This window comes from Aquitalea sp. ASV11, from assembly GCF_016429185.1.
Taxonomy (GTDB): Bacteria; Pseudomonadota; Gammaproteobacteria; order Burkholderiales; family Chromobacteriaceae; genus Aquitalea; species Aquitalea pelogenes.
Genome location: NZ_JAELUD010000002.1, coordinates 14,641 through 35,839 on the forward strand (window position 1 = coordinate 14,641; position 21,199 = coordinate 35,839).

Sequence of the window (21,199 nt, forward strand, 5' to 3'; positions counted from 1 at the left end):
GTCCGGACAGGTCCCTTGATGGATGTCACCAGTTATCCGGAGTGGACGCAGGAAATGGTTTATCACTGCGACCGCTACAAAAGCCTGGTGGTGGACCACGAACTGTTTACCTGCATGAAAGAAGCCAGGCTGGACCATGCCACCCACAAGGCATTCCTGTCCGGTGGCTGGCCGGTGATCGAGCAGTTTCCGCAGTACATGGCGATGAACCTGCTGAAAATCCGTTACGGCCAGCATCCCGGTCAGGATATGGCGCGGCGCTATCTGATCCGTAATATCCGTGTGGAACAGAACCATGCAGACCACTGGTATAACTGGGCTACCGCATCCGGCGTGGATATTCCGGCCATGCTCAGCGGTCATCAGGCACTGGAAACCTTGAGCCTGAGCCAGTGGTGCTGGCAGGTGTGTGACCGGGAATCGCTGGCGGTTGCCATGGCAGCCACCAACTATGCCATTGAAGGTGCCACTGGCGAGTGGTCAGCCCGCGTATGCTCCGAAGACCGCTATGCCCAGCTGTTTGATGAATCGGTGCGTGCCAAGGCCATGAAATGGTTGAAGCTGCATGCCAAGTATGACGATGCCCACCCATGGGAAGCGCTGGAGATCATCGTGGCGCTGGTTGGCCTGCATCCGGACAAGCACACGGTCACCGCATTGCAAAATGCCATCTGTAAGAGCCACCAGTTCATGCGCTTGCTACTGGATCACTACATGCGCAATGCCAAGGTGGATCACGCGACCACGCCAATGCCCTCAATCTGCCTGGCCTGACCGGTTTTCTTTGTCGCAGCGCGGCTTGCAAGTGGTATCGCAAGTCGCGCTGTATTGCTTTAAGCGACGGGCTGCCTGTTGCAGATTCTTGCGCACTGCCACATGACCAGCACGCTTGTGCATGATAAAGTCGATTGTGTACAAAAGTGGTCTGCCCGTGACAGACCATGCCCTGATCCATGGGTGATGCCATGAAAATATGCCCATCACCCCGCATAGTCATAAGGAAACATTGTGGTCGACATTGCCAAGCTGCAGCCGCCGGAAGTATGGGAACATTTCCAGACCTTGTGCGAAATTCCCCGTCCATCCAAGCATGAGCAAGCGTTGCGTGATTACCTGAAAGGTTGGGCCGAATTGCGTGGTCTGACCAGTGTTGTGGATGCTGCCGGTAACCTGATCGTGCGCAAGCCTGCCACGCCTGGCATGGAAAACCGTGTAGGCGTGGTACTGCAAGGCCATCTGGACATGGTGTGCCAGGCCAATGCCGGTACCGAGCACGACTTTTTCAAAGACCCGATCCGCCCGGTGCTGAAAGATGGCTGGCTGGTGGCAGAAAACACCACTCTGGGTGCCGATAACGGCATTGGTGTGGCGATGGGTCTGGCCGTGCTGGCCAGTGACGATCTGGTGCATGGCCCGGTCGAAGTGCTGATGACGCTGGATGAAGAAGCGGGCATGGGCGGGGCGCTGGGGCTGGAGCCAGGCTTGCTGCAGGGCAGCATGATGATCAATATCGATACCGAAGAATGGGGCGAGTTCTATATGGGCTGCGCCGGCGGTGTTGATGTCAATGTCACGCGCGAATATGCCAGTCGTCCACTGGCTGCCGGTTATCAGGTTGTCCAGCTGCACATCAAAGGTCTGAAAGGGGGCCACTCGGGTGCCGACATTCATCTGGGCCGTGGCAATGCCATCAAGCTGCTGGTGCGCTTGCTGCGCGAACTGGAAGCCGAAACCGACCTGCAGCTGGCCTCCTTCAGTGGTGGAACCGCCCGCAATGCACTGGCCCGTGAAGCGGCGGCAACGGTTGCCTATCCGGAGCAGGATGCTGCCCGCATCGCCGCCAGGCTGGATGCTTTCCAGTCTCTGCTGCGCTTCGAACTGGCGGGGGTAGATGAGGATGTGAGCGTGCTGTCTGAAGCCTCGCATGCGGATAGCGTACTGGAATCTGCTGACCAGGCTGCCATTCTGGCCGCCATGCATGCCGCGCCGCATGGCGTGAAGCGCATGAGTCAGCGTGTCAGCGGCGTGGTGGAGACTTCGAACAATCTTGGTGTGGTACGGGTGGAGCAGGGCAAGGTATTTGCCAACCTGATGGTGCGCTCCTTGCTGGATTCCGGCACCTGGATGCTGGCGCGTGAAGTGGAAAGCCTGTTTGGGCTGGCTGGCTTTGCCGTGGAAATGGAAGGTGGCTATCCGGGCTGGGCACCAAACCCGCAGTCCCCGTTGCTGGCCTTGTTCCAGCAGGTTTATCAGCAAGAATTCGGTGGCGAATCCGGCGTGCAGGTGATTCATGCCGGTCTGGAGTGCGGCATTATCGGAGCCAAGTATCCGGAGATGGACATGGTGTCGTTCGGTCCGACCATTCGCGGTGCGCATGCACCGGGTGAGCGGGTGGAAGTGGAGTCGGTCGGCAAGGCCTGGCAATTGCTCAAGGCGGTACTGGCTGCCGTGCCTGCACGCAGTTAAAGCAGTAGGTGAGCTCGCTGTGGCGATCAAGTCACCTGCCGCACTGACAGGCTCTGCATTGGAAAAACCCGGCTTTGCCGGGTTTTTCTATTCAGTATCCTTTTTCCTGGCCCGTGGATGAGCGGCATCGTACACCTTGGCCAGATGCTGAAAGTCCAGCGCGGTGTAGATCTGGGTTGTCGACAGGTTGGCATGGCCCAGCAATTCCTGCACTGCCCGCAAATCGCCCGAGGATTGCAGCAGATGGCTGGCAAATGAGTGACGCAGCATGTGGGGGTGTACGTGGCGGTCCATGCCGGTACGGATCGACCATTCCGCCAGGCGCTTTTGCACTTGCCGCGCACTGAGACGGCGGCCATGCCGACCGACAAACACGGCAGTGCAGCCCGCTTCGGCTTGCCGTTCGGCCAGCCATTGCTGCAGGTAATCCAGTGCCGTGCGTCCTATCGGCAGCAAGCGTGTCTTGTTGCCCTTGCCGCGCACGCGTAGCAGCTGTTCTTGCAGGTCCATGTCGGACAGGTCCAGCCCTACCGCTTCGGACAGGCGCAAGCCGGAGGAGTACATCAGCTCGAACAGGGCACGGTCGCGCAGGCTGAGGGTTTCATCATGCGGAATGTGTTCCAGCAAGGCGGCAGTACCATCCACTGGCAGCGCCTTGGGCAGGGGCTTGTCCTGCTTGGGCGCACGCAGGCCCAGGCAAGGATTGATCCCGATGGCCTGTTTTTGTTGCAGCCAGTCATAGAACTGTCGCCACGATGACAGCTTGCGTGCCAGGCTGCGGCTACCCAGGCCGCGTGCGTGCAGGGTGGCCATGGCCTTGCGGATGTCATCGGCCTGCGCCTGCAGGATGTCGCGGCTGCCCAGTAGCAGTTGCAGGCCTTGCAAGTCGCGCACATAGGCATCCAGCGTGTGCGGGCTCTTGCCTTGCAGCCGCAAGCTGTCACGGAATGCAGCCAGCATGTCAGACTCAGCCACGGCGCAGCCGTGCCATATTGCTCAGGCGCTCGAACAAGGACAGGTCCTGCTCGTTCTTCAGCAGGGCACCTGCCAGTGGTGGCAGGCTGGCCGACTGGTGCTGGGCGGCCAGTTGTGCGCTGTCTATGCCTTCGCTGCCCAGCAGCTTCAGCCAGTCCAGCAGTTCGGAAGTGGTGGGTTTTTTCTTCAGGCCGGGCATTTCACGGATGGCAAAAAAGACTTCCAGTGCCTGGCTGACCAGCTGCTGCTGCAGGCCGGGGTAGTGCACGTCCACGATGGTCTGCATGGTGGCCGGATCGGGAAAACGAATGTAATGAAAAAAACAACGGCGCAGGAAAGCGTCCGGCAGTTCCTTCTCGTTATTGGAAGTAATGATGATGATGGGCCGCTGCCGGGCACGGACAAACTGCTGTGTCTCGTGGACAAAAAACTCCATCTGGTCCAGTTCGCGCAGCAAGTCGTTGGGGAATTCGATGTCCGCCTTGTCAATTTCATCAATCAGCAACACCGGTGCCGTATCCGCCTCGAAGGCCTGCCATAGCTGCCCCTTGATGATGTAATTACTGATGTCATGAACCTTGGCATCGCCCAACTGGGAGTCACGCAAGCGGGATACTGCATCGTATTCGTACAGCCCGTGCTGGGCTTTGGTACTGGATTTGATCGGCCAGACAATCAGCTGCCGGCCCAGGCTGGCGGCAATTTCTTCGGCCAGCATGGTCTTGCCGGTGCCCGGCTCGCCTTTCACCAGCAAAGGGCGTTGCAGTGTGATGGCAGCATTGACTGCCATCATCAGGTCGTCGGTGGCAACGTATTGATCGCTGCCGGTAAAGCGGGTTTGCATATGGGTTAGCACCTTGTTGTTATCAATGACAAAGCCGCCGGGACGAGCCGGGCGGCTTGCGCAATGCGGCAACACAGTTAACAGGCCTCGTTCCCGTTAGCTGTGTCAGGCGTGTCAGCGCACGAACTGGCGTTCCAGATCGTCCAGGCTGATGTTCCATTCTTTCATCATGTGGCGCAGCAAGACAATTTCCGGGTCGCTGATGGTGCCATCCGATTTGCTGATATCCATGGCCAGCACACAGGTCAGGATGCGTTTGGCCGGATTGGTCACCTCGGCCAGCATGGTTTCAATCCGGTCGGTATCCAGCAGGTGAATGGTGCCGTCCTGCTCCGCTTCGTCGGAAATGTCGTCACAGTAGTCTGTCAGAACCTGGGCAAATTGCTTGCGCGACAGGCCGATCAGGTCGTAGACGTTGACTTTTTCCAGCAGGTCCAGCTCGCGCGGGTCCATGTTGCCATCGGAAATCATGAACATGGCCAGCAAACGGGCAATGGCTTCGGGGCTGTTAATCGGGTATGGACGCATCACGAGATTCCTTGTTGTTATTGATGAAGCCTTGCCGCAAAGGCTGCGGGCATGGCTGCGACCTGACGAGTCTGGTAATCGAAGAATACGATGCCTGTTTTCAATCTTGCCACTTCTTTGCCATTGTTGCCATCTGTCGCCTGATAGACGATGTCCAGCCCGTACTTGTTGTGATCGGCAGTGCCGAGATTGAACACCAGTTGGTCGCCGTGAAATGCTTCGGCACGGTACATGACGGCTGCATCTGCCATGATGATGCCAACGCCCTCGACATCCAGCTCGCTGTAGCCCATGCTTTTCAACCAGCGCAGGCGCACCTCGTGCGCCAGGCGCAAAATGGCATCATTGGCCATGTGGCCGCCGTAGTTGATGTCGCCAATGCGCACCTCCATGCTGGTCTGGAAGATGAACTGCTCGGGAAGCGCAATCTTGATGCGTGCCATGATTTCACCTGAATAAAATGACATTCAGTCTAATCGACTGTCTTAATCTGTATCAACAGCAAGCCGGGGTGGTTTGCTAGACTGAATGCATGGCTGCCAACACACACAAGGAGAGGCTTATGTACCAACGCATTTTCGTGCCAGTGGATGATAGTGATACGTCCAACCTGGCATTGGCTGAAGCATGCCGACTTGCCAAGAGCATGGGTAGCACCCTTCGTCTGGTGCATGTGGTTGATCTCGCGCAGTTTGGCTGGGGCGGTACGGAGTTTCTGGATGCTGCCGAGCTGCAAAAGTCCATCAAGCAGGCCGGTGAGCAAGTGCTGGGACAGGCACAGGCACAGGCAGTGGCTGCCGGGCTGACTCCTGAAGTCAAGATCCTGGAGAGCTGGGGTGACAAGATTGCATCAGTGCTGATTGATGATGCCAATACCTGGGGTGCTGATCTGGTGGTAATGGGTACCCATGGCTGGAGCGGTTTGATGCATATCCTGATGGGTAGTGTTGCCGAAGGCTTGCTCAAGCAGGCAGATGTGCCGGTTCTGCTGGTGCGCAATGCCGGTGAATGAGCATGTTTGCCAGGCCGCTTTGCACCACTGCATAGCGGTTTACCCATAAAAAAAGCAGCCGTTCAACCTGATGGTTTGACGGCTGCTTTTTTTGGGTGGCGGGAATATCAGCCAGCGGTTGCTTCGCTGCTGCCTTCCTGCGCTTCCATCTTGGCACGCACGGCCTTGCGCAGGCTCTTGTACAGGTCAGGGTGGGTTTCTTTCAGATACTCGACAATTTCGAAGTCTTCGCGGCGAACCTTGGACAGTTCGATCTGCTCGACATGAACCAGACGCAGGAGTTCGCGAACTGGTTTGGGCATGTTGCGACCGCTTTCGTAGCGGGAGCCGCCGGACTGGGTTACGCCGATGCGGCTCCAGAACTCCTGCTGGTTCAGGCCCAGCTTGCGGCGGATTTCGCGCGGATTGGTGATTTTTTCAAAGAGTTTCATGGGTTGTTCCTCTTAAAAGGCTAACAGTATTGTATTGAATTATTGTTTTGGCTTAGGACACTGCCCTATGTCCTAAAAATAGCAAAGAAAATCCATAAGGAATAATGTGATTTGAAAAAAATCATAAAGTTCCGACATGGATTACATGCGCATGAATGATATGTTAGCGTATTCTTATCTAGGAATACAACGGAATGTCATCCATCTGGCACGAAAATGGTAGTTACATGTCGTAAACATGTATATAGATGATGGTCGTACAGAAAGGGGGAGGGTGGCGAGCCTGACCCTCGGCACTTGTACTAAGTAACTATGGCTGCTTCCTTCCGGACCTGACCAGGTTTGCTACCGTACAATGCGAGGAGACCCGCCGCAGAAGAGTGCGAATAATAGCGGGTTTCGGCATGCTTGCCAAGAGGTGCTGGAAAAACGGCTATCCAGCGTGGAATCGGACAGTCTTTTTATTAGCAGGCATATTGCCTGAGTAGCAGCTCTGGGGGCAGACTCAGCCTATGTTTTGCCTTGTTTACAGGACTGCCTCATGTCTTCCTCCTCTCTTTCCCTGCTGCAAACACTGGTGGGCTTTGATACCACCAGCCGTCATTCCAATCTCGCACTGATCCGTTGGGTAGAGCAGTATCTGCAGGCTTACGGCCTGAGCAGCCAGCTGACCTTGAATGATGATGGCAGCAAGGCCAACCTGTTTGCCCGGATAGGTGCGGCAGACTTGCCGGTTCTGTTGCTGTCCGGTCATACCGATGTGGTGCCGGTGGACGGGCAGGCGTGGACTTCACCGCCGTTCACCCTTACCGACAAGGGGGACGGTCGTTGGTATGGCCGCGGAGCATGCGATATGAAGGGGTTCATTGCTTGCGTACTGGCGCATGTGCCGGAGTGGGTGAGGCTTGCAGCAGAAGGGCGCTTGCAGCAGGGCATCGGTATTGCCTTGTCTTATGACGAGGAAGTGGGTTGTCTGGGCGTGCCACGCCTGATTGATGCCTTGTTACAGGAGCAGGTGCCGCTGGCCGGTTGCATCATTGGCGAGCCGACTTCAATGCGTCCCGTGGTGGCACACAAGGGCATTGCCCATTACCACTGCCATGTACAGGGGCGGGCTGCGCATTCCTCGCTCACACCGCAAGGGGTGAATGCCATTGAATATGCCGCCAGGCTGATTACCCACGTTCGCCGCCTGGCAGACACTGAGGCATCGTTCGGTCATCACCAGCCGTTATATGATGTGCCTTTCACCACCTTGCAAACCGGCACTATCAGCGGCGGCACGGCCAACAACATCGTGCCTAAGGATTGCGAATTCACCTTTGAGTGCCGCTGGCTGCCGGGTGATGATCCGCAGCGTTTTGTCGATTCGGTGCGTGATTATGCCGACAATCTGTTGCTGGAAATGCGCCAGGTTGCCCCGGAAGCGGAAATCTCCATTGAGCCGCGCGTGTATTGCCCGGCATTCGAGGCCACGCCGCAAAGTGAAGTGCTGCACTATGTGGAAAAGCTGTGCGCTTGTCAGGGTGGTGACGGCGTGGCGTACACCACGGAAGCCGGTGTTTTCCATGCGGCCGGCATCCCTTGTGTCGTGCTGGGGCCAGGTTCGATCGAGCAGGCACATCGCCCGGATGAATTTATTGAGGAGAGTCAATTGGCAGCCTGTTTTGACTGGCTGGCGCGGCTGACAGCCGAGTTGTGTCGCGCGCAGGGTGGTGGCTGACAAATATTTTTGCATGGTCTGTAAAATAACTTCAGAATCGCCGCTCCGGTGACCCCGGAACCCGTGGCATCCGTTCAGGTTATCGCTTGAACGGGCTTGAATTTTGTCGTGATGAGAGACCAAATGAAACAGGACAGCAGATCCTCGGCGTCCGCAGGTGCCAGCAAGGCACGTGACGGATTTACCTCCAGTTTTGGCGTACTGGCCGCCACGCTCGGCTCGGCGGTCGGGCTGGGTAATATCTGGAAATTTCCCTACCTGACCGGGACCAATGGCGGTGCCGGTTTTCTGATCGTGTATGTCTGTGCCACCTTGCTGGTGGGTTTGCCGGTGATGATTTCGGAAATCATGCTGGGCCGTCGTGCCAAGTCCGATGCAGTCACTGCATTGAAAAAACTGGCACCTGCCGGCCAGCCATGGTGGCTGATCAGCGCCTTTGGCGTGTTGTCGGCCTTCCTGATCATGGCGTTTTATTCCGAAGTGGCTGCCTGGGTGTTTGCCTATGTGTTCAAGGCGATTGGCGGTGGCATTCTGTCCAGCGATCCGAAAGTCACTTCGGCGGCTTTTGGCAGCCTGATTGCCGACCCGGTACAGTCGCTGCTGTGGCAATGGCTGGTACTGGCGCTGATTGGCGGCATCCTGCTGATGGGTGTGGCCAAGGGTATCGAGGCGGTCACCAAGAAGCTGATGCCCATCCTGTTTTTGCTGCTGCTGGTGATCGGCGTGCGCAGCCTGATGCTGCCTGGTGCCATGCAGGGCATCAGTTTCCTGTTTGCCCCGGACTTTTCCAAGATTACTGCCGCGGTGGTGTTGACTGCGGTTGGCCTGGCTTTTTTCAAGCTGTCCATCGGCATGGGTACCATGATGACCTATGGCAGCTATTTCCGTGACGATCAGAACATTCCTGCCACCACCTTGCGCGTGATGTGTGCCGACCTGTTTGTGTCCATGCTGGCCGGTATTGCCATTTTCCCGGCAGTGTTTGCCTTTGGCTTCAAGCCGGAAGCGGGGCCGTCGCTGCTGTTCATCACCATTCCTGCCGTGTTTGCCAGCATGCCGATGGGCCAGCTGTTCATGGTGGCCTTCTTTATACTGGCTGCCATCGCCTCGACGGGTGCCATGTTGTCCATCCTGGAAGTACCGGTATCGGTGTTGAGCGAGCGTTTTGGCATCAGCCGTCCCAAGGCAACGGTGTTGAACTTGCTGGTGCTGGCGCTGTTTGGTGCCAGCTGCGCCTTGTCCAACAGCACCATGGCTGACTTCAAGCTGTTTGGCATGACCATGTTCGACCTGTTCGACTTTGTCACGTCCAATATCCTGATGCCGCTGGGGGGTATTTTTCTTTGCCTGTTTGTCGGCTGGGTATGGGGTTTTGACCGTTTGAAGGCGGCCTTGTCCAATGAAGGACAGTTGCACAACGAGGCGCTGGTGCGGGTACTGCTGGTGGTGGTGCGCTTTGTTTCGCCGCTGCTGATTCTGGTGGTGATGCTCAAGGGGCTGAAGCTGTTCTGAGTTCCCTGTGGTGCGGTTGCTTCAACAGAGGGGTCATCCGGATTGGATGGCCCTTTTTGTTTTCATGGAAAGCTATCAAATGATTTTCCGTATTATTAAATCAAATTACGAATGATGATTTAACTGGATTTTAATAATAAGACATGAAATGATGATGGCTTACTGCACACCCACAGGGGTGAGAGGTGAAGCATGAATCATCAGCGGAACTTGGTTTTTACGCTGCAGCAGCTAGAGGTTCCGGGCCGTTTGCGGGCGCTGTGTCAGGAGCTGTCGGCACTGGTGCCGGACCGTCTGGAAGGGCCGTGGTCGGAAGAGGAAGTGCGCGAGCTGATTCACGGCTGGCGCATGATGGCATTTTGTCAGGAGGATGAGCCGGTGCAGGCTCACCCCTTTCATTCCACCGACGGCATGTTCCGCACCGTGGTGTTCAGCCCGGCTCAGGCCTGAGTCTTGCCGTAGGCCGGGTGGCAGTGGCAACCCAGCAAGTGGTCATTCACTACCCCGGTTGCCTGCAAGTAAGCATAAATCACGGTACTGCCGACAAAATTCATTCCGGCTTTTTTCAGTGACTTGCTGATCTGGTCGGATAATGCCGTGCTGGCCGGGCAATCTTGCAATGTCGGCCAGTGGTTGAGCACGCTCTGCCCCTGGGTGTGACTCCACAGCCAGCGGTCGAAACTGCCGTGCTGTTGCTGCAATTGCAGGAACACCGCCGCGTTGCGAATGGCACTGCGTATCTTCAGACGATTGCGGACAATCCCGCTGTCCTGCATCAGCCTTTCGACATCCTCTTCGGTCATCTGCGCCACCCGCTGCGGGTCGAAACCGTGGAAGGCCCGGCGATAGCCTTCGCGCTTGCGCAGGATGGTGATCCAGGACAAGCCTGCCTGGGCACCTTCGAGAATCAGCATTTCAAACAGCCTGGTGTCGTCGTGTTGCGGACGGCCCCATTCCTCATCGTGATAGGCAATATATAAAGGATCATCCCCGCACCAGGGGCAGCGCGGTACTGAAGAGACAGTCATGAAAGGCTCCGGGGCAGCCCGGCTGGTGCCGGGCCGGGTTTAGCCGAGGTTGTGCATCAGGATGTCGCAGGACAGGCCGGTTTTCTGCAGGCCTTTGCGGCTGGACAGGTTGAGGATGAGCGGATTGCGGATGTTTGCCTTCAGTTCGCCCAGTGCCGGGTGGGATTCGGTTTCGGATTGTTCCTGATACAGCAATACCAGAATCACGGCATCTTCGGGCTTGCTCAGTTCCAGGCGGGAAACTTCCTCATCATTCAGTTCCACCTCGTAGCGAACGCCCAGTTGAGTCGGGTGGGTCACGCTCAGGGTAATGCCGGCATCGTCCAGCGACTGCATCCAGAATACCGACGGATTGGCGCTGTCGGCATTGTGGAACAGCTTGAACTGGGTGCAGTTTTCCAGAGCCGGAATACCCTGGTCAAAATTGATGATGGTGCTTTCATCCACTTCTACGGTGCCGAGTTGGCTGGAATTGAACAGCATGTTGTTCTCCCTGTGGCAGATGACAGCATTATGCATCAAGCCCATGATGCCGACGATGTTCTTGTAGGGCGTATGGCAGTTGCCGGATGAGACAGATCATGAAATTCCGTGTGTGCGCTGGTGCGCCAGGGTGCATCAGCGCACGAATGCAGTGCAAACCGTTAGAATGCAGCACCATGATGAAGCCTGAATCCCTGTATCCACAGATTGAAGCAGCCTTGTGCTGTAACGATGTCGCAGCCAAACTGGCCGCTACCGACCATATCCACGCTGCCTGGCAGGCGGGTCACTTGCAACGGCTGGACGCGCCTTTGTCACGCCTGCCGCTGGCCGGTCACCCGGCAAGGCCGGAGCTGGTGCATGCCACCAAGGTGCCACGACGCAGGACCGGCTCCCCGCTGGGCCAGCCAGCCATGCTGCATGCCATTGCCCATATCGAATTCAATGCCGTCAATCTGGCGCTGGATGCTGCCTGGCGCTTTCGCGACATGCCAGACGCCTACGTCACCGACTGGCTGCGCATTGCGGCGGAGGAAGCCAAACATTTTCGCCTGCTGCAACAGCGTTTGCAGCAACTGGGCCATGACTATGGTGATTTTCCGGCGCATAACGGCTTGTGGGAAATCTGCCATCGTACCGATCATGATGTGCTGGTCCGCATGGCGCTGGTGCCGCGCGTGCTGGAAGCCCGAGGGCTGGATGCCCGAGGGCTGGATGCCAGCCCCGAGCTGAAGCGCAAACTGGCCAATATTGGCGACCATGCCAGCGTGGCGATTCTCGACATCATTCTTGAAGATGAAATCGGCCATGTTCAGGTGGGGAATCATTGGTTTCACTGGCTGTGCCGCGCGCGTGGCCTGGAGCCGATGACCGCGTTTTGCGCCTTGCTGGACGAGTATGACCTGACCGCCCATCGCGGCAGCTACAATATGGATGCCCGGCGTTGTGCCGGATTCAGCGAAGCCGAGCTGCAATGGTTGCAGCAGGCCAAACCAGAACAGCCATGCACCAGCGCCAACTGACGCTGGTGCATGTAGCGGAGGCCTTGCCCCGCTGATGAAACCGATGATGAAGGAGACTGATAATGTGGAATGTCATTCGCCGTATCCGCATGCGGCGCAAACAGGCGGTGCTGTGCCTGCTGGCGGCTACCTTGGCCTTTGTGCTGAGCGCCGCAATGATGAGCAGTCTGAGCTTTGCCCAGGAGCCGGTACTGACTGTGTGCTGGGGCGTACTGATGGTGTGGTCGCTGCTGGTGCAGCTTCTGCTGCTGGCGATGCTGGCCAAAAAACCATGAAGCAGAAAATGGCATTGAAAACATGGGCTTAATGGATCTGCTCCATGCTGATGCCAAGCTTGACGATGCCGCGTCCGGCGGCGCATAATCGCGCCGCAACATAGAAAAAAGGCCCCTGATACGGCGGGGCCTTTTTGTTTTTACAGTTTTCGGAGAACCCGGATCATGGACTATCAGGCGTTTTTGCGTCAGTTGGAATCCAGCACGCTGCCTGCATCCGAATTTACCCACCAGGCGCATTTGTATGCTGCCTGGGCTTACCGTCGCCAGTATCCGGCGCCGGAGGCAGCCGTGCGCTGTGCGCGTGCGCTGTCGCGCTATGCCATGGCGCAGGGCGCGGCAGAAAAATACCATCACACCCTCACCATGTCCTTGTTGTCCATCCTGTATCACCGTGCCCAGCAGATGCCGGCCATGGTGCAGGAATGGCCGGTTTTTCTGGCGCAGTGTGACGATGTATTGCACGACGCCAAGGCGGTGTTGTTCCAATATTACTCGGATGACAGGTTGAATCAGGATGTATCACGGCGCGCGTTTGTGCCGCCGGATCGCATGCCCTTGCCGATTGCCTGCCTGTCCCAACAAGAAAGCGAAGCCCTATGTTAAAAGCCCCGGAATTGCTGCTGCCCGCCGGCACGCTGGACAAGATGCGCGCAGCCTACGATTTTGGCGCGGATGCGGTCTATGCCGGTCAGCCGCGCTATTCGCTGCGCGCGCGCAATAACGACTTCAAGCTTGAAGAACTGAAAACCGGTATTGATGAAGCGCATGCGCGCGGCAAGCTGTTCTTTGTGGCCAGCAACCTGTTGCCGCACAACAGCAAGATCAAGACCTACATGGCCGATATGGAGCCGGTGATTGCCATGAAGCCGGATGCGCTGATCATGGCTGACCCCGGCCTGATCATGATGGTGCGCGAGCGCTGGCCGGAAGTGCCTGTTCACCTGTCGGTGCAGGCCAATACCGTCAACTACATGGGGGTGAAGTTCTGGCAGAAGCTGGGTGTGTCGCGCATCATCCTGTCGCGCGAGCTGAGCCTGGACGAGATTGCCGAAATCCGTCAGGAATGCCCGGATATCGAACTGGAAGTGTTTGTGCACGGTGCCTTGTGCATTGCCTACTCCGGCCGTTGCCTGTTGTCGGGTTATTTCAATCACCGCGATCCGAACCAGGGCACCTGTACCAATGCCTGCCGCTGGGATTACAAGATGCACGACACCCAGGGCGATGACGCGGGCGATGTGCAAACCATCAAGCTGGATTTCAACAAGGCACTGGAAGAAGCCAACCAGAGCTTTGCCGCCTGTGGTGGTGCCGAGCGTCATCCGCTGGCCGACAAGACCTACCTGATCGAAGAGGGCAGCCGTCCGGGCGAGCTGATGCCCATTATCGAAGACGAGCATGGCACCTACATCATGAACTCCAAGGACCTGCGTGCGGTGGAGCAGGTGGAGAAGCTGGTGAAGATCGGCGTGGATTCGCTGAAGATCGAAGGGCGCACCAAGAGCCTGTACTACGTGGCCCGTACCGCACAGGTATACCGTCAGGCCATTGACGATGCCGTAGCCGGCCGCCCGTTTGACTACAGCCTGCTGGCCGAACTGGAAGGCCTGGCCAATCGTGGCTACACCCCGGGCTTCCTGGAACGTCACCAGACGCAGGATTACCAGAATTACCTGGATGGCCATTCCAAGGCCAAACAAAGCCAGTATGTGGGCGATGTGCTGGAAGTGGATGCCGATGGCTGGGCGCTGATCGAGGTGAAGAACCGCTTTGCGGTGGGTGATCGTATCGAGGTGATCCATCCGCGTGGTAACCGCATCGTTCAGCTGACCCAGATGACCCGTAACGGTGTGGCGGTCGATCTGGCTGCCGGTAACGGCATGCAGGTGCGCATTCCGGATATGGCTGGCATGGAGAAAGCGCTGTTGGCACGCCTGATCTGATCAAATGCCTGCCACTGTGCAAACAGTGCTAAAACGTAAGCGGCTTGCCTGAAGGGGCAAACCGCTTTTATTTCGTCGGTACGCACAGCAAGGCATGGCCAGATTTGATCTGTGGCAAAACTGCCTCATTCTGAGTTGAAGCAAGAAAAAACTTTTTTTGTCCACCGCTGGCTGAATCGGCGCGTTAATCCGATCAGGGGTACTGTATGCCATTGCCAGCCCTGCTGCAGGGTGTGGCCCGCGCAGGTGGTGGCTAAACCCTTGAATCACCAAGCGGGGCGCGGTTTTTGATCATATGTTTAGTCAATTTGGCGCTGTGGCGCTGGATATGCCCGATAAATGATCAGATGTGCCGGGGTGTGCGTGCTGTGCAGATGTCAAGCCCCTGCCGCCTGCCGTTTTTTTGCGCTGCAAAAAAAAATCATGTTGCGGCTGAATGTCTTTGTGGTTAAAAAGCTGTAACACCTCAACACAATTTGTGGATTTTATTAAACATAACCGAGGTGATATCTACAACGGAGGAGGCTGGTTCGAGCGTTAGCCTGAACCTGTCGAAGTGCAGTCGGCCTGGTGCCGGCAGCGTTTCATGGCTTTCCTGCGATAACAATAATGTGAAAAGACTGGCAGCTTGTTTGCCTTGTCCTTCGTCTCTTGCCTGACAGTTGCCTGCCGTTCTGGATTGGAAATAGCCAGAATGGATAGGATGGGGTTATAAATGTCGTGCACGCTTATTGCTTGGTGAATAGGCGTGCCACATTCGCCCCGGGTTTGGCGTGACCGGATAGGAGGGAGAATCCCCGACCGGTTTCATGAGGTGCAGTGCATCAGGTCCCTCGCGTCCCCAGACGAAGGGAATTTATGGTCTTGCAATACATAGGAAGCCTGTAATGAAGAAGAAACTTGTCAAGAAAGTGCTGTGTTCGCTGCTTCTGCTGTTGCCAAGTGCTGGCGTTCTGGCAGAAGACAAGGCACTGAACGTTTATAACTGGTCCGACTACATTGCCAAGGGCACCATTCCCGGCTTTGAAAAACAGACCGGTGTGAAGGTGAAGTATGACGTTTACGACAGCGACGACACCTTGCAAGCCAAGATGCTGACCGGCCGTGCCGGCTACGACATCGTGGTTCCGACCTCCAACTTCATGGCCAAGCAGATCGAGGCGGGCATCTACCAGAAGCTGGACAAGTCCAAGATCCCGAACCTGGCGAATCTGGACAAGGCCCTGATGGCCAAGATCCAGGATGCCGACCCGGGCAATGCCCACGGTGTGCCCTGGGCTTACGGTACCGACGGCCTGGGTTACAACTTCACCAAGGTGAAGGCCATTCTGGGCGCTGGTGCTCCGCTGGACAGCTGGGACATCCTGTTCGACCCGAAATATGTTTCCAAACTGAAGGGCTGCGGCGTTTCGGTGCTGGATCAGGCCAACGACGTTTTCGCAGTCGCACTGCACCACCTGGGCAAGGACCCGAACAGCAAGAACCCGGCTGACTACCAGGCCGCCTTCGAACTGCTGAAGAAAATCCGCCCCTACATCACCCAGTTCAATTCTTCCGGCTACATCAATGACCTGGCCAATGGCGATATCTGCCTGGCGCTGGGCTGGTCCGGTGACGTCAACATTGCCAAGCACCGTGCCGCTGAAGCCAAGCGTACCTATCAGCTGGGCTATGTGATTCCGAAATCCGGTGCGCCGATCTGGTTTGACGTGATGGTGATCCCGAAAGATGCGCCGCACGTGGAAGCCGCTCACAAGTGGATCAACTACATCCAGAATCCGGAAGTCAACGCCGCGATTACCGATGAAGTGTTCTACCCCACGGCCAACGCGGCTGCCCGCAAGTTCGTCAAGCCGGAAATCGCCAACGATCCGTCCATTTATCCGCCGGAATCGGTCATGAAGACCCTGTTCCTGCTCAAGCCGCTGCCGGCTGACATCATGCGTCTGCAGAACCGTCTGTGGACCCAGCTGAAGACCGGCCGCTAAACCGAGTCCTGAATCACCGGGGTGTTTGCACCCCGGTGCTGCAAGACAGCACGGCCTGCCGGGGTTTTCTCCGCGCAGGCTGATGCAAGCGTCAGCTGCCGTTCAGCAACGGGCAGGTGGCTGGCTAGAAAAAGTATCTGGAGTGAGGGTTGCAAACCGGTCCGGCAGGGTCGGGTTGCTGTGAAACGTAAGTCATCACATCAGGGCGAGTCGTGACAGGGCCTTGATATGATGGCTGTAAAGATGGGCTTGGCAAGCCGGGTTCCCCGGCCAAGTGGTGCTTAATCATGAAAAGTCTCAAATTCAGTCGATGGTTACCGTCCGGCAGGACAACCGTGATTGGTGTTCCGTTTTTGTTCCTGTTTGTCTTTTTCCTGTTGCCCTTCCTGTTGGTGGTAGGCATCAGCTTCTCCCAGCAGCAGCTGGGGATTCCGCCTTACACACCGCTCACCAAGATGGAAGACGATGTCTTCACCCTGGTGCTCAACATCGGCCATTACAAGTTCATGCTGGGTGACGATCTGTACTTCGCCACCTACATCAGCTCGGTCAAGATGGCTTTTGTGTCCACGGTTTTGTGTCTGCTGATCGGTTATCCGATGGCTTACTACATTGCCCGTGCGTCTGAATCTGCCCGTGACACCCTGATGATGATGGTGATGCTACCGTTCTGGACGTCCTATCTGATTCGTGTGTATGCCTGGATCGGCATCCTGAAGAACGACGGCTTTCTCAATCAGTTCCTGATGTGGCTGGGCGTCATCGACACCCCGCTGCGCCTGTACCACACCAACTGGGGTGTTTATATCGGCATGGTGTTTTCCTACCTGCCGTTCATGATCATGCCGCTGTATTCCCACCTGGTGAAAATGGACCTGCGCCTGCTGGAAGCTGCCTACGACCTGGGTGCCCGTCCGTGGAAGGCCTTTGTACAGGTAACCCTGCCGCTGTCCAAGAACGGCATCATCGCCGGCAGCCTGCTGGTGTTCATTCCGGCGGTGGGTGAGTACGTGATTCCGGAACTGCTGGGTGGTTCCGATACGCTGATGATCGGCCGCGTGATGTGGGATGAATTCTTCAACAATATGGACTGGCCGATGGCGGCTACCGTGACTTGCGCGATGGTGCTGCTGCTGCTGGTGCCCATGGCCATGTTCCAGCATTACCAAGCAAAAGTGATGGAGGAAGTGAAATGAGCACCTTGAAACCCAGCAAGCCGCTGTCTTATGCGGTACTTGGCTTCGGCTACTCTTTCCTGTACCTGCCCATCCTGCTGCTCATCATCTATTCGTTCAACGAATCGAAGCTGGTGACGGTATGGTCCGGTTTCTCCACCAAGTGGTACTGGGCGCTGCTGGAGGATGATGAACTCATCACTGCAGCCCTGCTCAGTATCAAGATTGCGCTGATGACGGCAACGGCATCGGTGGTGGTGGGTACCTGGGCCGGTTTCGTGATGGCGCGGCTCAACCGCTTCCGCCTGTTTCCGCTGTTCGCCGGCATGATCAACGCCCCGCTGGTGATTCCGGAAGTGATCCAGGGTATTTCGCTGCTGCTGCTGTTTGTGGCCATGGAGCAAACCCTGGGCTGGCCGGAAGGTCGTGGTGTGTTCACCATCTGGATTGGTCACGTGATGCTGTGTGTGTCCTACGTAGCCATCATCGTGCAATCCCGTGTGCGTGAACTGAACCGTTCGCTGGAAGAAGCCGCCATGGACCTGGGCGCACGTCCGCTCAAGGTGTTCTGCGTGATTACCCTGCCGCTGATTTCCCAGGCACTGGTGTCCGGCTGGTTGCTGTCCTTCACCCTGTCGCTGGACGACCTGGTGCTGACCGCCTTCCTGTCCGGTCCGGGTTCCACCACCTTGCCGATGGTGGTGTTCTCGCGGGTTCGTCTGGGTCTGAACCCGGAAATGAACGCACTGGCCACCCTGTTCATCCTGGTGGTGTCGGTGGGTGTGGTAGCAGGCAATCTGTACATGCGTTCCATGCAGCGCAAGCGTGAACGTGAAATGCAGCTGGCCTTCAAGGCTGCCTGAGTCAGCAGGGGATTAGTGTAACGACAACGGGGTAGCAGTGGGTTGGGAAGTCAGACCAGTCCGGCTGTTACCCCGTTTGTTCTGTCAGCGTAGGAGCAAAGCTGTTCATGCTGTAGTACAAGGGAGAAATGAAATGAAGAAATTGTTGATCAGCGCACTGATCGCAGGTCTTCCCGGTGTGGCCATGGCCGATGCCAAGGGAGACGAAATCGCCAAGCTCAAGGCCCAGCTAGAGGCCCTGCAGGCGCAAATGCAACAGCTGCAACAGGCGGTGAATGCTGCAACAGCCGCCAAGGCACCGGAGGCCGATGACGGCAATGCCGAGCTGAAACAGCGCGTGGCCGGCATGGAGATGAAGGTCGACAAGCTGACCACCGATGCCAGCGAAGGCCCGATTGCCGGTCTGAGCATTACCGGTTACATGGACCCGACCTATGTGGCCAGCCGTCTGGGCCGCAGCGCCGGCTTCCAGTTTGTCAATCACAGCAACCAGTATGCTTACACCAACAGCACCTTTGGTGATGTCTACCTGGACATCAAGAAAACCTTTGGTGTCGGCCCGATGGCGCCCAGTGCCGAAGTCAGCATCCTGCCTAACCGTGGTTCCGGCAACAACCTGCTGACCAGCGGTGGCACCAGCAGCGCCGGCAACAACATCATCAATACCGCCATCATCAACTTCCCGGTGTCCGACACTACCCAGTTGGTGGCAGGTTTGATGAACAGCTTCGGTGGTTACGAAGTACAGCAATCCAACCAGATGAACACCATCACCCATGGCCTGCTGTATGACTTCAGCGACCCGGGCAGCTATGTTGGTGCCGGCTTCAACTGGTCGCATGGGTCGTGGGCCACCAAGTTCATGATTGCCAACGAGCAGTTCCACACCAACCCGAACAGTGCAAATGACTCAAACACGCCCGCGCGTACTCATAGCAACAGCACTCCGACGGTGACTGGCCGCGTCGACTACACCATGACCAGTAATCTGGACATCGGTGGTTCGATGAACGTTGGTCGTCAAAGCCTGTTCGTGCACACGGATGCCAACAGTAAGGCCGATGGCACTTATGGTTATCAGGGGACTTCCAACAGCGCCTACGGTGCCTACTACTTTGGCGAAATCGATGCCACGCTGACCGGCACCGACAGCGTCTACAATGCCGAACTCGACTATGGCCGCCTGAAGCAGGGTGCCTGGAACGGTGGCGATGCCGTATGGTATGGCTTCTCGTTGCTGGCACATCAGAAATGGAATTCCGAGTGGTTCGGCCGCATGGGTGCCACCCTGCGCTATGACTACCTGAATGACAGCAAGAACGGTGGCGGTGGCGGTGGTATCGCGCTGGGTCAGTCCAATGGCGTGGATGGCACCAACGGCTTCGGTATTTCCCAGGCATGTTTCAATAGCAGCACTGTCAATGGTACTGATTGCTCCGGTGCCACCCGTCAGGCCTTGACCGCAGCCCTGCTGTTCTACCCGACCGACCAGTTGACCCTGAAGATGGAAATCCGTCACGACTGGGCCAATCGCGACGTATTCCTGCGCAGCGATGGCAACTATCGCAAGAGCAACGATATCTTCGCAGCTCAGGCGGTATACAGCTTCTGATCCTTACCTTGTCCGTTTGTCACGAATGGCCTCCGCTGGAGGCCATTTTTATTGGGGTGACTTGGCAAATGCCGGGTATGGCTGCATTTGATGAAAACCGCTTGCCAGGAAATCATCATGTTCAATGCGCCGGAATGGTTCCGTTCGCTGTTCAATCGTCAGCCCTATGTGGCCGACCCAGTCCGCCCGCACCATGGTGTGCGGGCTTATCGCAATATGTACCCGTTTTCCCTCCCGTCTGCGGGGCAGCTGTTGGCATGGCAGTTAAGGCATTGGTGGGGGCCACAGCCGGAGCATCGACCCGAGATGATACCGCTTACTACCGGTGAGGCAGCCGCTTTGCGTGAGAATCGTAGTCGCAGCAGTGTCAGCTGGCTGGGGCATGCCAGCAGTTTTATCCAGTTGGCTGGCTGCAATATCCTGCTCGATCCGGTGTTGTCCCCCAGGGTGTCACCCTTCCGTTTCCTGGGGCCCAGGCGACAGGTGCCATTGCCGCTGGATTTGCCGGATCTGCCGCGTATCGACCTGCTGCTGGTTACCCATCTGCATTACGATCACCTGGATTTTCCCACGCTGCAGCGTCTGGCTGCACAGCCGGGGGGTGCACCGCATGCCATCGTCCCTCTGGGCGTGGCCCGTGCCTTGCAGCGGGCGGGTTTTCCCATGCAGCACATTACCCAGCTGGACTGGTGGCAGCAGCATCAGCATGGGCCGCTCAGTGTGCAGCTGACCCCGGCGCACCATTGGAGTAATCGCGGGCCATGGGGCGACCTGAACCAGGCCTTGTGGGGCGGCTTTTTATTGCAGGGAGCCGGGTTGAAAATCTGGTTTCCCGGTGATACCGGCTATCAGGCGCAATTGTTCGAGGAGATCGGCCAGCGCATCGGCCCGGTGGATTTCGCCTTGCTGCCGATTGGTGCTTACGAGCCACGCCATATCATGCGGCAGCAGCATGTGAATCCGCAGGAGGCGGTGCGCATCTTCCGGCAGGTCAAGGCCCGGCAGGCGTGGGCAGTGCATTGGGGGACTTTCATCCTGACTGATGAACCTATCCAGCAGCCAATGGCTGAATTGGCCATGGCGCTGCGCGAGCAGGGCGTGTCTGCGCGCGATTTCCAGTTGCCCGCGATTGGCGAGACCATCTGGCTGTCATGATCCGCCACGATCTGCTGCCATTCGCCGTGCTTTGACGGCTGTTATCCCGTTTTGCTGCGATGCAAACATTGCCCGTCAAGGCCTGGGGGCATACAATCGACACTGTTAAATTTTTCGAAAACGAAGGCTTTTTTTCGTTTTCACGGCAATATGGGGCAAGC

The 21,199-nt window shown here is 57.0% G+C and carries 22 protein-coding genes and 1 other RNA gene; 15 read left to right on the forward strand and 8 right to left on the reverse strand.

Annotated features, from left to right (window positions below; all coding sequences use genetic code 11):
• Positions 1-18: 18 nt before the first annotated feature.
• Together JHD62_RS01090 and JHD62_RS01095 are read left to right on the forward strand one after the other, a co-directional pair.
• Positions 19-774 carry a TenA family transcriptional regulator gene (locus JHD62_RS01090; RefSeq protein ID WP_199101418.1) on the forward strand — a complete coding sequence of 252 codons (756 nt, stop codon included), beginning with the start codon at positions 19-21 and terminating at the stop codon, positions 772-774.
• A gap of 234 nt (positions 775-1,008) precedes the next feature.
• Positions 1,009-2,466 carry an aminoacyl-histidine dipeptidase gene (locus JHD62_RS01095; RefSeq protein WP_199101419.1) on the forward strand — a complete coding sequence of 486 codons (1,458 nt, stop codon included), beginning with the start codon at positions 1,009-1,011 and terminating at the stop codon, positions 2,464-2,466.
• Positions 2,467-2,553: 87 nt separating this feature from the next.
• Here JHD62_RS01095 and xerC read toward each other — a convergent pair whose 3' ends face one another.
• The 4 genes from xerC to JHD62_RS01115 form a co-directional block, all read right to left on the reverse strand.
• A complete protein-coding gene (xerC, locus tag JHD62_RS01100; RefSeq protein WP_199101420.1) occupies positions 2,554-3,426 on the reverse strand; it encodes a tyrosine recombinase XerC in 873 nt (290 codons plus the stop codon).
• Between the two features lie 7 nt (positions 3,427-3,433).
• Complete coding sequence (locus tag JHD62_RS01105; protein ID WP_045848643.1) at positions 3,434-4,285, reverse strand: MoxR family ATPase; 852 nt, start codon at positions 4,283-4,285, stop codon at positions 3,434-3,436.
• Positions 4,286-4,399: 114 nt separating this feature from the next.
• Entirely contained in the window at positions 4,400-4,813 is a 414-nt protein-coding gene (locus JHD62_RS01110) for a TerB family tellurite resistance protein (RefSeq protein ID WP_197077286.1), read from the reverse strand.
• A gap of 17 nt (positions 4,814-4,830) precedes the next feature.
• Positions 4,831-5,256: a thioesterase family protein gene (locus JHD62_RS01115; protein WP_199101421.1), complete on the reverse strand. Its 426-nt coding sequence runs from the start codon at positions 5,254-5,256 to the stop codon at positions 4,831-4,833.
• A 119-nt stretch (positions 5,257-5,375) separates the two neighbouring features.
• Between JHD62_RS01115 and JHD62_RS01120 the strand changes: the two genes are divergently transcribed.
• The gene (locus JHD62_RS01120) at positions 5,376-5,825 is read left to right on the forward strand and encodes a universal stress protein (RefSeq protein WP_045848646.1); all 450 of its coding nucleotides are present in this window, start codon (positions 5,376-5,378) and stop codon (positions 5,823-5,825) included.
• 107 nt (positions 5,826-5,932) lie between these two features.
• Here JHD62_RS01120 and JHD62_RS01125 read toward each other — a convergent pair whose 3' ends face one another.
• Entirely contained in the window at positions 5,933-6,256 is a 324-nt protein-coding gene (locus JHD62_RS01125; protein WP_045848647.1) for a DNA-binding transcriptional regulator, read from the reverse strand.
• Positions 6,257-6,529: 273 nt separating this feature from the next.
• Positions 6,530-6,628: signal recognition particle sRNA small type (ffs, locus tag JHD62_RS01130), an RNA gene on the reverse strand.
• Positions 6,629-6,797: 169 nt separating this feature from the next.
• Here ffs and argE point away from each other — a divergent pair.
• From argE to JHD62_RS01145, 3 genes are all read left to right on the forward strand, one after another.
• The gene (gene argE, locus JHD62_RS01135) at positions 6,798-7,979 is read left to right on the forward strand and encodes an acetylornithine deacetylase (protein WP_199101422.1); all 1,182 of its coding nucleotides are present in this window, start codon (positions 6,798-6,800) and stop codon (positions 7,977-7,979) included.
• Between the two features lie 123 nt (positions 7,980-8,102).
• Entirely contained in the window at positions 8,103-9,491 is a 1,389-nt protein-coding gene (locus JHD62_RS01140; protein WP_045848649.1) for a sodium-dependent transporter, read from the forward strand.
• Positions 9,492-9,701: 210 nt separating this feature from the next.
• Complete coding sequence (locus JHD62_RS01145; protein ID WP_199101423.1) at positions 9,702-9,941, forward strand: hypothetical protein; 240 nt, start codon at positions 9,702-9,704, stop codon at positions 9,939-9,941.
• Here the strand turns inward: JHD62_RS01145 and JHD62_RS01150 are convergent.
• Positions 9,932-10,519: a DNA-3-methyladenine glycosylase I gene (locus JHD62_RS01150; RefSeq protein ID WP_199101424.1), complete on the reverse strand. Its 588-nt coding sequence runs from the start codon at positions 10,517-10,519 to the stop codon at positions 9,932-9,934. The two genes, JHD62_RS01145 and JHD62_RS01150, sit on opposite strands and share 10 nt — an antisense overlap.
• A gap of 39 nt (positions 10,520-10,558) precedes the next feature.
• Positions 10,559-11,002 carry a flagellar assembly protein FliW gene (gene fliW, locus JHD62_RS01155; protein ID WP_131360681.1) on the reverse strand — a complete coding sequence of 148 codons (444 nt, stop codon included), beginning with the start codon at positions 11,000-11,002 and terminating at the stop codon, positions 10,559-10,561.
• A 179-nt stretch (positions 11,003-11,181) separates the two neighbouring features.
• Here fliW and JHD62_RS01160 point away from each other — a divergent pair, with 179 nt between their 5' ends.
• The 9 genes from JHD62_RS01160 (at position 11,182) to JHD62_RS01200 (ending at position 21,038) form a co-directional block, all read left to right on the forward strand.
• Positions 11,182-12,024, forward strand: coding sequence for a ferritin-like domain-containing protein (locus tag JHD62_RS01160; protein ID WP_199101534.1), 843 nt, complete (start codon positions 11,182-11,184; stop codon positions 12,022-12,024).
• 62 nt (positions 12,025-12,086) lie between these two features.
• Positions 12,087-12,299, forward strand: coding sequence for a hypothetical protein (locus tag JHD62_RS01165; RefSeq protein WP_045848653.1), 213 nt, complete (start codon positions 12,087-12,089; stop codon positions 12,297-12,299).
• Positions 12,300-12,464: 165 nt separating this feature from the next.
• A complete protein-coding gene (locus JHD62_RS01170; RefSeq protein WP_045848654.1) occupies positions 12,465-12,905 on the forward strand; it encodes a hypothetical protein in 441 nt (146 codons plus the stop codon).
• On the forward strand, positions 12,899-14,245 hold the full coding sequence (gene yegQ / locus JHD62_RS01175) for a tRNA 5-hydroxyuridine modification protein YegQ (RefSeq protein WP_199101425.1): 1,347 nt from the start codon (positions 12,899-12,901) through the stop codon (positions 14,243-14,245). The genes JHD62_RS01170 and yegQ overlap by 7 nt, the downstream gene beginning before the upstream one ends.
• 887 nt (positions 14,246-15,132) lie before the next feature.
• The gene (locus tag JHD62_RS01180; protein WP_199101426.1) at positions 15,133-16,233 is read left to right on the forward strand and encodes a polyamine ABC transporter substrate-binding protein; all 1,101 of its coding nucleotides are present in this window, start codon (positions 15,133-15,135) and stop codon (positions 16,231-16,233) included.
• A gap of 287 nt (positions 16,234-16,520) precedes the next feature.
• On the forward strand, positions 16,521-17,429 hold the full coding sequence (locus JHD62_RS01185) for an ABC transporter permease subunit (protein ID WP_045848657.1): 909 nt from the start codon (positions 16,521-16,523) through the stop codon (positions 17,427-17,429).
• Positions 17,426-18,271, forward strand: a complete 846-nt coding sequence (locus JHD62_RS01190; RefSeq protein ID WP_062790576.1) for an ABC transporter permease subunit — start codon at positions 17,426-17,428, stop codon at positions 18,269-18,271. Before JHD62_RS01185 ends, JHD62_RS01190 begins: the two co-directional genes overlap by 4 nt.
• A 133-nt stretch (positions 18,272-18,404) precedes the next feature.
• The gene (locus JHD62_RS01195) at positions 18,405-19,883 is read left to right on the forward strand and encodes a DUF3138 family protein (protein ID WP_199101427.1); all 1,479 of its coding nucleotides are present in this window, start codon (positions 18,405-18,407) and stop codon (positions 19,881-19,883) included.
• Positions 19,884-19,973: 90 nt separating this feature from the next.
• The gene (locus JHD62_RS01200) at positions 19,974-21,038 is read left to right on the forward strand and encodes an MBL fold metallo-hydrolase (RefSeq protein ID WP_199101428.1); all 1,065 of its coding nucleotides are present in this window, start codon (positions 19,974-19,976) and stop codon (positions 21,036-21,038) included.
• Positions 21,039-21,199 lie beyond the last annotated feature (161 nt).

Excerpts from the sequence above, each read along its gene's own strand:
- JHD62_RS01150 (WP_199101424.1), bottom strand. The coding sequence starts at position 10,519 with ATGACTGTCTCTTCAGTACCGCGCTGCCCCTGGTGCGGGGATGATCCT.
- argE (WP_199101422.1), top strand. The coding sequence starts at position 6,798 with ATGTCTTCCTCCTCTCTTTCCCTGCTGCAAACACTGGTGGGCTTTGAT.
- JHD62_RS01170 (WP_045848654.1), top strand. The coding sequence starts at position 12,465 with ATGGACTATCAGGCGTTTTTGCGTCAGTTGGAATCCAGCACGCTGCCT.
- JHD62_RS01180 (WP_199101426.1), top strand. The coding sequence starts at position 15,133 with ATGAAGAAGAAACTTGTCAAGAAAGTGCTGTGTTCGCTGCTTCTGCTG.
- JHD62_RS01200 (WP_199101428.1), top strand. The coding sequence starts at position 19,974 with ATGAAAACCGCTTGCCAGGAAATCATCATGTTCAATGCGCCGGAATGG.
- yegQ (WP_199101425.1), top strand. The coding sequence starts at position 12,899 with ATGTTAAAAGCCCCGGAATTGCTGCTGCCCGCCGGCACGCTGGACAAG.
- JHD62_RS01140 (WP_045848649.1), top strand. The coding sequence starts at position 8,103 with ATGAAACAGGACAGCAGATCCTCGGCGTCCGCAGGTGCCAGCAAGGCA.
- JHD62_RS01185 (WP_045848657.1), top strand. The coding sequence starts at position 16,521 with ATGAAAAGTCTCAAATTCAGTCGATGGTTACCGTCCGGCAGGACAACC.
- xerC (WP_199101420.1), bottom strand. The coding sequence starts at position 3,426 with ATGCTGGCTGCATTCCGTGACAGCTTGCGGCTGCAAGGCAAGAGCCCG.
- JHD62_RS01190 (WP_062790576.1), top strand. The coding sequence starts at position 17,426 with ATGAGCACCTTGAAACCCAGCAAGCCGCTGTCTTATGCGGTACTTGGC.
- JHD62_RS01105 (WP_045848643.1), bottom strand. The coding sequence starts at position 4,285 with ATGCAAACCCGCTTTACCGGCAGCGATCAATACGTTGCCACCGACGAC.
- JHD62_RS01165 (WP_045848653.1), top strand. The coding sequence starts at position 12,087 with ATGTGGAATGTCATTCGCCGTATCCGCATGCGGCGCAAACAGGCGGTG.
- JHD62_RS01195 (WP_199101427.1), top strand. The coding sequence starts at position 18,405 with ATGAAGAAATTGTTGATCAGCGCACTGATCGCAGGTCTTCCCGGTGTG.
- fliW (WP_131360681.1), bottom strand. The coding sequence starts at position 11,002 with ATGCTGTTCAATTCCAGCCAACTCGGCACCGTAGAAGTGGATGAAAGC.
- JHD62_RS01090 (WP_199101418.1), top strand. The coding sequence starts at position 19 with ATGGATGTCACCAGTTATCCGGAGTGGACGCAGGAAATGGTTTATCAC.
- JHD62_RS01125 (WP_045848647.1), bottom strand. The coding sequence starts at position 6,256 with ATGAAACTCTTTGAAAAAATCACCAATCCGCGCGAAATCCGCCGCAAG.
- JHD62_RS01110 (WP_197077286.1), bottom strand. The coding sequence starts at position 4,813 with ATGCGTCCATACCCGATTAACAGCCCCGAAGCCATTGCCCGTTTGCTG.
- JHD62_RS01115 (WP_199101421.1), bottom strand. The coding sequence starts at position 5,256 with ATGGCACGCATCAAGATTGCGCTTCCCGAGCAGTTCATCTTCCAGACC.
- JHD62_RS01160 (WP_199101534.1), top strand. The coding sequence starts at position 11,182 with ATGAAGCCTGAATCCCTGTATCCACAGATTGAAGCAGCCTTGTGCTGT.
- JHD62_RS01120 (WP_045848646.1), top strand. The coding sequence starts at position 5,376 with ATGTACCAACGCATTTTCGTGCCAGTGGATGATAGTGATACGTCCAAC.